Below are 13446 nucleotides of genomic sequence, written 5' to 3' on the forward strand. Positions count from 1 at the left end.
TGTGGTGCTGGCGGACACCGACACCGTCACCGGCCGGAGGGGCCAGGACTCGGATTTCAGGCGGAGGTGGGGCTTCCTTGCGGCCACCCGTGGGGCGTTCTAAGTGGCCACCAGTGGGGACTTTGGCATGGCCACGTACACGCCGACGGGTGGGCAAGACGTTCCTCCTCTCGCACTTCGCAGCGTCGCGGAGGGCGCTCTTCTTTGCCGCCACCCAGCAGGCGGAGGCAATCGAACTGCGACGGCTCTACGAGGCGGTCGGCCGGGACCTGGGGAGCGATGCTACCGACGCAACTGGACGGGGCTTCACCAGCTGGGAGGCCGCGATGCGCTTTGCGATCGCGCAGGCCGGCCGGGAGGCGTTGTTGATGATCCTCGACGAGGTCCCCTATCTCGCCCGGCCGACGCCGGGCTTCGCCAGCATCCTCACAGTCGGTTTGGGACCGCGTGGCCCCAGGAACGCGTCTCATGCTGGTGATCACCGGCTCTGCGATCGGAGCCGTCCAGCAGATGCTTGGCGCGGGTGGGGCGCTACGGGGCCGACCGACGCTCAGCATGCGCCTCGATCCGGCGGGCCTGCTGGCCGCCCGGGCGTTCCTGCCCGACCTTGCACCCGAGGATCTGGTCGCGGCCTACGCCGCGTGCGGGGGGTACCCGCTCCACCTCAGGGCGTGGGACCAGCGCGCCTCAAGGGCGACGAACCTGATGCGCCTCGCCGGAAGCGCGGGCAGAATCCTTCTTGAGGACGCCCGGGCATCCTGTTCGAGGAACTGGGCGAGGCCGATGGATACCGGCGGGTGCTGGCAGCCATCGGCCGGGGCCGCACCCGGCTCGCCGACCTCCAGGCCGAGGCCGCCCAGCGGATCGAGCATCCCCTGCAGGTCCTGCAGCGTGCCGGATTTGTCAGGCTGAGCGTGCCAGTGGGGCTCCCCGGCCAGCCCGTCCCCTCTACGAACTGGGCGACATCTACTTGGCGTTTTGGTTCGGCGTCCTGTACTCGGATCTGGCTCTCATCGAGGGCGGCCAGGGCGCGGCGGTGTTGGCACGGCGCCGCCCGCAATGGGATCGCCATCTGGCATGGGTCTTCGAGGAGCAGGCACGGCGGCACGCGGTGCGGCTCGTGGCCGACGGCGTCCTTCCCGAGGACCTGGTTGTGGGAGCGACGCCACCGCCTGGCGCCTGCTTGAGCTGCTCTCCATGCACCTTGCGGTGTCGGGGCCGATGGTCGAGCAGTGGCTCGGGGTGTCGGGCCCGGCGGCCCGTATGGCGATCCGGGAACTGGCTGACCGGGGGATCCTGGTGCCGTTGTCCCTGCCTGCCTCCAAGCCAGGCCGCCCGCAGTGGTGGGTGGCCGGGGGCATTCTGGATGCCATGGGGTGGGCCGGGTAAGCCCTGGAGCAGCGGACCGGCTCGACTGTCCACATGGCTCAGCGAGGCGGTGTGCTGAGGGCTGCAAACGTGTGTTGACTCACGGTGGCACATGCGATTAACATTCTGCACGAGATGGCAGGTTGGGAAGAATCGGCGGACCGGCCGGTCATGGCACCTCCGGTGCTACGGCCTGGGGACGTATTCCCGCCCCGCCCTCCGGAGGCGGACCGCAGACGGGGGCCGGGGTGGCCGGTCTGGGTCGCAATCGTTGTGGTGCTGGCCCTCGGCGGGGGACTGGTCGGCTACCTCACGACCCGCAAATCGACGGCAACGCCGGCGGACCAAGTGGCCGCGGTGCGGAAGGCGTACTTGGCTTGGTGGGGGGCCCGCAAACAAGCCTATCTGCAACTCGACCCTCTGCCGATGCGTTCTCTTATGACTCCTATCGGATATGAGTCCGAGGTGAAAACGCTCGCGTCCCAGCAGCAAGAGAATCAGCCTATTGATATTGAAGTTCCAGTCCATAGGCTGCAGATCATGGTTTATCGGGGTGGCCAATACGCCTCCGTTGATGATGTCTGGCAGAGTAAATCCGTCAGTCTAGACCCAAATACACAGCAGCCAACGTCCCAACCCACGAATGACTTTGTCGAAGACAGCACGACGTTAAAATCGCTCGCTGGGATGTGGCTAGTTGACGGAACGGGCACGTTCGGTGCCTCAACTCAGACAGTTTCAGGCACGGCCATTTCTTATGCAACCATACCGGCTGGTCAGCCGAGCTCCGACGTGCGAAGGGAACTCCAGTCCGCCTTCAGGAATTTTGAGGAAGTAAGAGACTCTGCCTACAAGAAGCTCGATCCTGCCCTGCTGACCGAAGTCGAGGCGCAGCCTCAGCTTGGAGCCGACGAGGCCAAGCTGACAACCCAGAAATCCCAGGGGGCAACAATACGTTATGACGACCAAGACAACTACCGTATTGGCTTGGAGAGTTCCGGAGTCGCTTGGGTGTATGACACTGCTCTAGACCAAAGCGCAACTGTTAGCCAAGACACGGGTAAGCCGCTCCAACCTGTACAGCCAAGAGTGCTTCGGCTACGTTTTCGATTCTCTAGAGGGGCAAACGGGTGGTTGGTGGACGGCATCGGCGGAAACTAGTTCTTCTGTTCGCGGCGCTGGTTGTCCTGACGGGACGGATGCCCGCGAGCTGGGCAGATGGCCCTCCCGCGCCTGAGCCAACTGCAACAGCAGCATGCTCTGGCGTGGGGACAACGGATCCTTGGTCAGGAGAATATTGTCTTGGAAATGATACGGTTCATCAGGCGCACGTCAAATTGGATGTGGGAACGACCGGAAACCCGTCCGACCCGCCCACCCCCGCCCCCAACCCACGACCCGCCAAGGTGCAGTCGGTGAAGGTCAATCCCAGCCCCAGACCCTCGCCCCCGCCCTGCACCTCCACGCCCATGCCCGCCGATGTCCAGGCTGAGTGGACCCAGCTCTCTACCGGGCCCAACCCGCAGACCGCCATCGCCACCTGGTGGGCGCAGGCCCGGTCCGCCCTCTTCTCGCCCGGCCTCCTCTCGGTGGCCCTCGCCAACGCCGCCCGTCAGCTACCGGCAGTCCCCCCGCCTCCCTCCACGCCGCCTGCGCCCGGCGCCACCGGCAGTTTCGTGGTGTGCGCCGGCGTGGTCCACGTCTACTGGTACGTCCCCCGCGCCCCGCGCGCCCCGGGAGCCAACCCGGCGCTTGTGGTCGCCGTATCCGTGAGCGACACCGTGACGCTGCCCGCCCTCAGCCTCGGGGCGGCGCCGCCCGCCAGCGCCGGGATCGCCAACTTCCCGAGCGAGTTCAGCATCACCGGCTACGCCGGCACGCCCATCGACACCTCCACAACCCGGAACGGGCTCAGCGTGCACCTCATCTCCACGCCGGTGTCGTACGTCTGGGATTTCGGCGACGGCACCGGGACCACCACAAGCTCACTCGGGGTCGGCGCCAACCCGCCGGTGACCCATGCCTTTGCGCAAAGCTCGGCGAAGAACGAGCGAGCCGTAGCCGGCAAATATCAGGTGAAGGTCACCATCGTCTTCGACACCAAGTTCGAGGCGGTCGGACCCGGCACCACCCCAGGCCTCCAGGACTTCTCCGACTATGGCCTGGCGCCACTGGTGGACGCCGCAACCCTGCCCTACGAAGTGGACCAGCTCTACGGGGTGCTTGTCCCATCGAGCCCCGGTCGGTAGCCAATGCTCATGCAGCGCGCCTGCGAACCCCTGGGCGCAGTCCGTCATGGAAGTCGGGGCGGCGGCTGAAAGCGTTCCCCTCTCCGCCTTCCTCGAGGTGGAGGGGCAGCGAAGGTTTGACCACCACGTGAGCGTGACCTCGGGCGACCCCGCCCGGCTGGCTGGCTTCGCCACCGAGGCCGGGCCGGCCACCGAGTCCCTCGCCGAGGCCGCCCAGGCCGCCATCAACCTGTGGTCTCGGGTGGCGGCGGGCAGCGCCGTGGAGGTCCCCAACCTGGGCAGCCTGCGGGCGATGGAGGCCTTCTTCGTCGAGCTGCGGGCCACCGAGGCCTTCGCCGCCGATGTCGCCCGGGCCCTGGCACAGGCCGATGCATGGGAAGGCGGCGTGGCGACGATCTCCGATGCCGCCCTCAGCACCTTCCTGGCCCGGGACGGGCGGCTGGCCGATCCCGACGGGGGGTTCTCCATCCCGGCGTCGGCCCTGCTGGGCGACGTTCCGCTCAGCGGGTTCAGCGACGACCCGGTGTGCACCGCCACCGGCAACTTCGTCCACCACGAGGTCGACCTGGCCTTCCCCGCCCGCTCGGCGGTCCTCGATGTGAAACGGGTCTACAACGCCCTGGCCTCCGGTAGGCCGGGGGCGTTCGGGGCCGGGTGGTCGAGCCTGCTCGACTGCGTGCTGCTGCTGGGCCACTCCCCGTCGGTGGTGCTGGCGGACGGGGCCGGGATCGGCTTCACCGCCGGTCCGGACGGGTCGTGGACAGGCGTTGGGCGGCCGGTGCTGCGGCTGGCCCCCGAGGACGAGGGCTGGCTGGTCTCGGAGCGGGGCCGGCCCCGGCTTGCCTTCTCCGCCACCGGCGCCCTGACCGCCATGGTGCAGGGGGTACGGCGTGTGGTTGTCGAGCGCTGGCAGTCGGGGGAGGTCCAGCGCCTGGTGGAGGTGGTGTCCGGGCGGTGGCTGGAGGTGTCCTGGGATGCCGGCCGGGTGGCGGCGGTGCGCTCCTCCGACGGGCGGGGGGCGACCTACACCTACCGGGGTGGCCACCTGGTGGCGGTCACACGGCCCTCGGGCGGGGTCTCCTACGGCATCGCCGGCGGCCGGGTGACCTCGGTGACCGACGCCGACGGGGTGGTGGTGGTGGCCAACACCTACGACCACCAGGGCCGGGTGGCCACCCAGGTGAGCCCCTTCGGGCGGCGAAGCTCCTACCACTACGGCCCGCACCGGGTGACCGTGGTCACCGGCGACGACGGCATCCGCAACGCCTTCGTGCACGACCAGCGGGCCAACCTGACCGCCCTGGTGGGCGCCGACGGGCGGGCGATGCGTCTGGCCTACGACGCCTCCGGCCATCTGGCGGGGTGGACCGACCGGCGGGGGGAGTCGTGGAGCCTGGAGTGGTCGGGGGACCACCCCGTGGCCCGGTACGGCCCCCTCGGCCTCGAGGAGGCCTTCGCCTGGGACGCCGCCGGGCGGATCACCGAGCGCCGGGCACCCTGGGGCGCCACCACGTACGAGTACCGGGACGGCCTTGCCACGCCGTGGCGGGTCGTGGGGCCGGGCGGGGCGGTGTCGGTGATCGCCGTGGGCGCCGACGACCAGCCGGCCGGGATCGTCGACGCCGACGGGGTGTCCTGCACGCTGTCCTGGGACGGCGACGGGCAGCTGGTCTCGCTCACCGACGGGGAGGCCAACACCACGGCGCTCCGCTACGACCCGGGCGGGGCGCTGGCGGCGCTCCGGCTGGCGTCGTCGATCACGCTGTCCTACGACAACGACGCCGCCGGCCGGGTGGTCGCTGCCCGCACTCCGAAGGCCCGCTTCGAGTTCTCCTGGTCGGCGGCGGGGCGGGCAGTGGGCGGGGTGGATCCCGCCGAGGGGGCCTGGCGGGCGGCCTTCGGCCCGCACGGGGCGCTGGCCTCGATGACCGACGCCTCCGGGGCGGTGACCACACTGGCCTACGACCCCTCGGGCAACGTGGTCTCGGTCGTGGGGCCGGACGGGCGGCGCTTCGCCCAGGGCTTCGACGGCTTCGGGTCCGTGGTGTCGGCGACCGATCCCGGCGGGGCCACCTGGGCCTACGAGCGCGATGCCGAGGGTGCCCTGGTGGGTGTGGTCCCTCCCGTGGGCGGATCCCAGCGGCGGGTGCTCGACGCCCTGGGGCGCACGGTCCAGGAGGTCGACGGCGCCGGCGGGGTCTGGCGGCACACCTACGGGGCCGACGGGCGTCTGGCGTCGGTGGTCGACCCCGCCGGCGAGGAGACCGCCTACGCCTACAACGCCGCCGGGCGGGTGGCCTCGGTGTCGGTGGGGGGCCGGGAGCTGGCGTCGTACGCCTGGAGCCCTGCCGGGCGGTTGTCGTCGGTCACCCGGGAGGGCGTGGCGGCCACCTACCGCTACGACCGGGCCGGAAGGCTGGCGGGGGTTACTGACAACAGCGGCTCGGTGTCCCTGGTGCGCGACGTCGACGGCCGGGTGGTGCGGGCAACCGACGGCCGGGGCCGGGCGGTGCTGGTCAACCGGGACGGGGCCGGGAGGGCGGTGTCGGTCACCGACCGGCGGGGGGTGGTGGTCCACCTGGAGCGCGACGGGGCCGGGCGGGCCACGGCGGCGGCGACCGGCCCTGCGGCATCGGGGTTCTCCTGGGACGAGCGGGGCCTGCTGGCCTCGGCGGCCGATCCCCTCGGGGCGGCGACGTCATTCGCCTACGACGCCGCCGGGCGGCTGTCGTCGGTCACCGACGGGCTGGGCGGGCTCTCCAGCTTCGCCTACGACGCCGCCGGGCGGCTGTCGTCGGTCACCGATGTGCTCGGGGCGACGACCTCCCTGGTGCGCGACGCCGCCGGGGCGCTGGAGGCGGTGCGCTTCGCCGACGGCGCCGGCCGGAAGCTCTGGCGGGACGGGGCGGGCCGGGTGACGGGCTACTCGCCCCTCGGTGCGGGCAAGCCCTCTGTTGTCATCCAGCGAGATGCCGCCGGCCAACGGGTGGACACGCCGAGGTCCAGGCCTGGCCTGCATCAGCGGTCCAGGGACCCTGCCCCCGATCTGCCGGTCGATGCAGCCGGGCGGGTGACGGCCAGCCTGGCCGGGGCTCTCTACCGCCACGACCGGGCGGGCCAGCTGGTGGAGTGGGTGCCGCCGGGCGGGGCAGCCGTGAGCTTTGCCTACGACCAGGGCGGGCGGCTGGTGTCCGAGTCGGCTCCGGGGGGCGGGAGGATCACCTACCGCCACAACGCCCTCGGACAGCTGCTCAGCCGCCGGGGGCCGGGCGGGGAGCTCACCACCTTCGCCTACGACGCCGCCGGGCGCCGGGTCCGGGAGGAGTCCGGGGAGGAGCGAGTGGGCTACGCCTGGGACGCCGCCGGGCGGCTGTCGTCGGTCAGCAGGAACGGCGAGCGGGTGGAGATTGCCTTCGACAACCTGGGCCTGCCGGTGTCGGTCGGTGGTGTTTCCGTGGGTTGGGAGACCGAGGGCGGTTGGCCCCGGGTGGCGACCATCGGGGGGAGGGCGGTCGACCGGGACGCCGGTGCCGGCGAGGCGACCGATCCCTGGGGCGCCTCTGGGGTGGGTGGGGTCCACGTCGGCTACCGGGGAGAGCTCAGCACCGGCGGGCTGGTGTGGCTGGGTGCCCGGGTCTACGACCCCGCCACCCGCTCGTTCCTGGCCCCCGACCCGCTGGCGAACCCGCCGGGGGCGCCGTGCGGGGCCAACCCCTACCACTACGCCTGGAACGACCCGGTGAGCCTCCTGGACCCCTCGGGGCTCCGGCCCCTCACCCAGGCCGAGTTCGAGGCCGCCAAGCACGCCGAAGAGCTGGGCAACATCGTCAAGTCCTGGGAGTCGATCAAGAAGGACCCCTGGGGGGACCTGGCGCTCGGGCTCAGCATCGTGGCCGGGGTGGGGCTGTGCTTCGTGCCCGGTGGCCAGGCCCTCGGGGCGGCGGTCCTGATCGGGGTGGGCACCTCGGCGGCGGCGGGCTTGGCGACCGGGACCTTCAACCCCCGGGTGGTGGCGGCCACCGGGGTCCTCTCCGGGCTGACGGCCGGGCTGGGCGAGGCGCTGGACGGTGCCAGCGTTGCCACCCAGACCGCTGTGCGTATGGGGGCCAACGCCGCCGGCAACGTGGCCACCCGGGCGGTGAGCGGGGCGCCGATCAGCCTGAAGTCCCTGGCGTTGGGGCTGGGCCTGGACGCCGTGGGGGGCGTGGCGGGGGAGGTTCAGGGGGCGACGAGTGTCAATCTGGCGGTGGGCGATGAGAGTGAGTACGTCAACCTAGCGAGTAAGGCCCAGACTGAGCACATTATCAAAGGTCACATGCCGCCTGGAGAACCAGGCAACACACTCTTTCCCAATGAGTGGTCTTCGGGGCAGATACTGCATAACACTTCCGACATAGCGACCGATCCAAGCCTCTCATGGCAACAAGAAACCGGTCGTCCCGGGGCGGAGTCTACGCGCTCGGGCACCCCGGTCCGCTTCTCGGTCGAAGGGGTGCGGGATGGGGTTAAGATGCGGGTCATCGTGGAGCCCAGAGGCGAAGGCATCATTACGTCGTATCCGAAACCATGAAAAACGAATCCTCACCGGCCGACACGCTGGTTCATCGTTTTCACTCGATCATTGATTCAATCACTGGCTTACCCGAAGCTGACATCGCCAACACTGAGGATCACGTCCAGGCGGGCGAGTGGGTGCTGGCTCTCGAGAACCTAACAACCCAGCTCTACGAATATGACGTCGCCTTGCCACCAAACATCTTGGACTCGATTGCAACGCTCGGGCGAGACATTGGCATGGACCGACATTACTGCACCCAGCTTCGCTCTATTGGGGCCCAAGGCCCATGAATTTTGGGTCCTTGGACTATCGTGCGGTTGCCATACTATGAGTAATTCAGACTCATTAATGTTGAGATATTGCAAGGGAGATAGGCTCTCGAAACATTCGTTCTCAACTATGGCGCCACACGTGAGCTAGCCATGCGACGAAAGGCAGTTCGGGCCAGCCCCAGGTCGGAGAGCTTGTAACGGAAGCCGCCGCCCACGGCGCCCGACATTGGGGCCGGGTCTGGCGCAATGCTGGGCAAAGGGACAACATCAGGGAACCGTGCATCCGGCGTCCTCGCCGGGAGCGCACCAGACCGGCAGGGGGGCCAGGCGGCGATGAATGAGTCCGACGACGCAGCAGGATCGGTGCCGGTGCGCGAAACGCCCGGCGGCTTGGCCGAGTACCGGGCGCAGCTATCCCCCGGTACCGACGTCGTCGACCCCGAGACCTGGGCCGGTTCCCTCCCCGCGGCCCACGGGACCCTGCCCCGGGTGCGGGTCGGGCGCGACAAATGGTTCAACTTGTTGTGGTTGCTGCTCATCGGGTTTGCCACCCTGATCGCCCTGATCGCGCTCGCCCAGGGAATGCGCGGGGTGCCCGCCGTGCAGCGCTTCATCGGCCGCTACCCAGGCTCGATCGCCTCACCCCGGGCACGTCCCGGCCTGCCATGGTGGGTCGAGGCGCAGCATTTCCTCAACCTGCTCTTCATGATCTTCATCATCCGGTCCGGGATCCAGATCCTGGCCGATCACCCCCGCCTGTACTGGACCCGCCACTCGACCCCGGGCCGGGAGTGGTTCCGGTTCCAGAAGCCGGTGCCCACCGAGTTGCTGTGGACCGCCAAACAGGACTCGGTCAGCCTGCCGAAACAGTTGGGGCTGCCCGGCCTCCGCCACTCCATCGGGCTGGCCCGCTGGTGGCACCTGGGTATCGACATGCTGTGGCTGGCCAACGGGGCCATCTTCTACATCCTCCTGTTCTCGACAGGCCAGTGGCGGCGGATCGTCCCCACCACGTGGAAGGTATTGCCTGCGGCGGCGTCCGTGCTCATCCAGTACCTCTCACTGCACTGGCCGACCGAGAGCGGCTGGAATGCCTACAACGGCCTGCAGCTGCTCGCCTACTTCATCACGGTGTTCATCGCCGCCCCGGCGGCCTTGATCACCGGTTTGGGCATGTCGCCGGCGCTGTCCAGCCGGGTGAAGTGGGTGAGCCGGCGGCTGTCGATCCAGGTGGCCCGCTCCCTGCACTTCCTGGTGCTGGTGTGGTTCCTGTTCTTCATCGCCATCCATGTCACCCTGGTGTTCACGACCGGCCTCCTGCACAACTTGAACCACATCTACGCCGGCCGCAACGATGCCAGTTGGGTCGGCTTCAGCATTTTCTGCGCCCTGACCTCGTTGCTGGTGGTCATCTGGATCGCCGCCACCCCGTTCACCCTCAGCCATCCCCGGGCGGTGCAGCGGATCGGCTTCGCCCTGGTGGGGCCCTTCCAGCGCCTGTTCGAGCACGTCGACGCCACCCCGGGCGAATACGGCGAGGACGATGTCTCCCCGTACTTCTGGCACAACGGCGCCTTCCCCACCACCGCTGAATACCGCCGGCAGTTCGACTCGGGCTTCCAGGACTGGCGACTGAAGATCCAGGGCCTGGTCGAGAACCCGGTCGAGCTGTCGCTCGAGGAACTCCGGGCCCTGCCCTACCACGAGCAGATCACCCAGCACTTCTGCATCCAGGGATGGTCGGGGATCGCCAAGTGGGGAGGCGTGTCGATGCGGACCCTCCTCGACCTGGTCAGGCCGGACGCCGAAGCCAAATGGGTGGTGTTCTACTCGCTGGGCGACGGACCCGATGGCGGCCTGTACTACGACGCCCACCCGATCGAGCAGATGGCCTACCACCTCAGCATGGTGGCCTATGACATGAACGGTGAACCGCTGTCGTATGGCCACGGGGCCCCGCTGCGGCTCCGCAACGAGGTGCAGCTCGGGTTCAAGCAGGTGAAATGGCTAGCCGGCATCGACTTCGTCGCGCACTTCACCGACGTCGGCGGTGGCTTCGGCGGCTACAACGCAGACCACGAATTCTTCGGCTACCGCCAGTCGATCTGAGCGCGCCGGCGCTGCCCACACCGGTCACCGGGACTTCCCGCCGGGGGACTGAGAAATGACTACTCAAGTTGGGCCGCCTGCGCCTACCGTCGCTATCGCCAGCCGCCGATTGATCAGTAACCTCTTGAAAGGCTGGACTCTTGGACATCTCGCTCAACCGCCTCCGCACTCTCCGGCCCTGCCGCCCCGCCCGCGCCCTCGGGGCGCTCGCCATACTCACGGCTCTGGTGGCGCCGTGGATCATGGTTGTCCCGGCTTTCGCCGCCACCGGCTCCCTGTCGATTGCCCCCCTCACGTGGGACACGGTGGGCCTCGATTCCAATAGTCCCGCAAGCGGCCCGTATGTGTTCCCGTCCGGTGCGCGAGTCTGCAACACCGGCACGGCGACCCTGACGGGCGTGGCCACGTCGTACGCCTGGACGACGGCGAATCCCTATATCGGACTGCAGGGCGCCTCGACCCACACGCTGGCCGACCTGGCTCCCGGCGCCTGCGATGACGACTACTACAGCGTCACCATCACCCAGAACGCCTCCGCCTATGACACCACCCGGGGCTACACCATCTCCGCCTCAGCGACCGGGGCCGCCACGGTGTCCACGCCGACCCCTCGCCAGTTGTACGTCGAGCACCTGGTCTCGCAAAACCGCAACGCCGTCACTTCGATCACCGGCCCCGGGGTCGTAACCGAAGGCGGCACCTACAGTTTCACGCTCCACGCCTTCACCGCCACCAACGGGTACGAGGAGCTCGAGACCTTCCTCACCTTCCCCGGGACCATCTTCCGCGTGCAGTCGGTCGCCGTCACCTACGCGGTCGGGGGCACCAACGACCGGCCCTGGGCCGACGCCTGCGGCTGGGATTCCGACCCCACCAGCGCCACCTATGCCTCCTGCATCGGGCCGGTGGCCTTCAACAACGGCAACGTCGGCGGCGACCCCATCGCCATGACCTACACCGTCTCCATCGTGGGCACCGGATCGGCCACTTTGACCGGCATGGTCATGGACCACTCGGGGTCGAGCTTCCACTACAACTCCGACGAGAGCTCCGAAATCCTGGCCGTGACGGCCATCCCGGCGCCGCCGCAGGCCCCGGCGGTCGACCTGGCGCCCTCGCCGCTGGCCTTCCCGGCCCAGGCCTCGGGCACGACCTCGGAGCCCCGGACCGTGACCGTCACCAACACCGGCACCGCCCCCCTGGTCTTCGGGCCGGGTGCCGCCACGCTGGCCGGGGCCGACGCCGGCGACTTCACCCTCACCGCCGACACCTGCTCGTCGACGAGCGTCGCCCCGGGCGCAAGCTGCACGCTCACCTACACCTTCGCCCCGGCCGCCACCGGCTCCCGAAGCGCCACGCTCAGCCTGGCCGACAACGCCGCCGATGCCCCCCAGACCGTCACGCTCGAGGGCACGGGGGCAGCCCCGGCGGTCGACCTGGCGCCCTCGCCGCTGGCCTTCCCGGCCCAGGCCTCGGGCACGACCTCGGAGCCCCGGACCGTGACCGTCACCAACACCGGCACCGCCCCCCTGGTCTTCGGGCCGGGTGCCGCCACGCTGGCTGGGGCCGACGCCGGCGACTTCACCCTGACCGCCGACACCTGCTCGTCGTCGAGCATCGCCCCGGGCGCAAGCTGCACGCTCACCTACACCTTCGCCCCGGCCGCCACAGGCTCCCGGAGCGCCACGCTCAGCCTGGCCGACAACGCCGCCGACGCCCCCCAGACCGTCACGCTGGAGGGCACGGGCGAGGCACCGATCCCCCCGCCGCCCCCCACTCCGGTCCCGACCCAGCTCCCAGCTCCGCCGGTGGCTACGCCGAAGACCTCGACCGGCACCGGCACCACCCCGCAGTCGGTGGCGGTGCCCGTCCCGGCCGGCACTGCGCTCACCCTGCTCGCCATTGGCGCGCCCGTCACGCTGGTCCCGGTCCCGGGACAGGGCGTCTACACCGTCGACACTGCCGCGGGGACGCTCGCATTCACCCCGGCGCTGGGCTTTACCGGCGTCGCCACCCCGGTCGGTTACCGGCTGACCGACGCCTACGGCCAGAGCGCCACGTCCACGTATACCCCCACCGTTCTGCCGCCGGCGCCGCCCTCGCCCACCCCCAAGACCTCGTCAGGCGATCCAGGCATCCCACAGCCCACCGTGCTGCCGGTTCCCACCGGGGGGACCATCACCCTGCTGGTCAACGGCATCCCGACCTCGACCGTGACGGTTCCCGGCCAGGGCACGTACAGCATCGACCCGCTGGGAACCATTACCTTCACGCCGGTCACCTCCTTCACCGGCACGGCCATGACCGTTGACTACCAGGTCACCGACGCCTACGGGCAGCAGGCCAGATCGACGCTGACCGCGTCGGTGCTCGGGCTTACCTTCGAGCGTTTGCCTGGTGCTCTGCGGCCTGGGGCGCCAACCGCTGGCATGCTGCCCGTCACCGGCGCCGATATCGTCTCCAACTTCGCACTGGCCCTGTGCCTGCTCACCGCCGGCGCCCTGCTGTTGGCCGGCGAAAAAGCCATGCGAGCCCGGCGAGGATCGCGGTCACCCGGGAAGTAGCGCGATGGCAGGTGTTGGGGTGGCCGCCCGCAACGGTGTCCGGACCTCTGGGTACCGGGAAGGAGAACGCGCCTCCCGCCTACTCAGGGATGCTCCTATCGATAGTCAGGCCGCGGCGGCGGCCGGTTGGAGGGACTCGGGGAGCAGCGCTGCGTTGGCCTGCCGGGCCGCCGCCCATATCATCGGGGGGACATTTGAGGATATGAGGGTCGGGCCTCGACCCCCTGCTCAGGGAGCTTCGTAGGCTCCACGGTTGTACGCAGCTCGAGCTCGGGGGAGGAGGCCCAGATGAAGGTTTACACCGGCATCGATGTCCACCGCTACCG

General features: G+C 69.5%; 7 protein-coding genes. All 7 read left to right on the top strand.

Annotated features, from left to right (window positions below; genetic code table 11):
* Positions 1-1197 precede the first annotated feature (1197 nt).
* The 7 genes from VFW71_03140 to VFW71_03170 all read left to right on the top strand — a co-directional run bounded on the left by VFW71_03140 (position 1198) and on the right by VFW71_03170 (position 13120).
* Complete coding sequence (locus VFW71_03140; GenBank protein ID HEU5001758.1) at positions 1198-1389, top strand: hypothetical protein; 192 nt, start codon at positions 1198-1200, stop codon at positions 1387-1389.
* A 444-nt stretch (positions 1390-1833) separates the two neighbouring features.
* The gene (locus tag VFW71_03145) at positions 1834-2529 is read left to right on the top strand and encodes a hypothetical protein (protein HEU5001759.1); all 696 of its coding nucleotides are present in this window, start codon (positions 1834-1836) and stop codon (positions 2527-2529) included.
* A gap of 182 nt (positions 2530-2711) precedes the next feature.
* Positions 2712-3617 carry a hypothetical protein gene (locus VFW71_03150; protein HEU5001760.1) on the top strand — a complete coding sequence of 302 codons (906 nt, stop codon included), beginning with the start codon at positions 2712-2714 and terminating at the stop codon, positions 3615-3617.
* A 46-nt stretch (positions 3618-3663) separates the two neighbouring features.
* Entirely contained in the window at positions 3664-8187 is a 4524-nt protein-coding gene (locus VFW71_03155; GenBank protein HEU5001761.1) for a DUF6531 domain-containing protein, read from the top strand.
* Positions 8184-8465 carry a MafI family immunity protein gene (locus tag VFW71_03160; GenBank protein HEU5001762.1) on the top strand — a complete coding sequence of 94 codons (282 nt, stop codon included), beginning with the start codon at positions 8184-8186 and terminating at the stop codon, positions 8463-8465. The genes VFW71_03155 and VFW71_03160 overlap by 4 nt, the downstream gene beginning before the upstream one ends.
* A gap of 351 nt (positions 8466-8816) precedes the next feature.
* On the top strand, positions 8817-10556 hold the full coding sequence (locus VFW71_03165) for a molybdopterin-dependent oxidoreductase (protein HEU5001763.1): 1740 nt from the start codon (positions 8817-8819) through the stop codon (positions 10554-10556).
* 140 nt (positions 10557-10696) lie between these two features.
* On the top strand, positions 10697-13120 hold the full coding sequence (locus tag VFW71_03170; protein ID HEU5001764.1) for a choice-of-anchor D domain-containing protein: 2424 nt from the start codon (positions 10697-10699) through the stop codon (positions 13118-13120).
* The last annotated feature ends 326 nt before the right edge of the window (positions 13121-13446 follow it).

Source organism: Actinomycetota bacterium, from assembly GCA_035765775.1.
Lineage (GTDB): Bacteria > Actinomycetota > CADDZG01 > JAHWKV01 > JAOPZY01 > DASTWV01.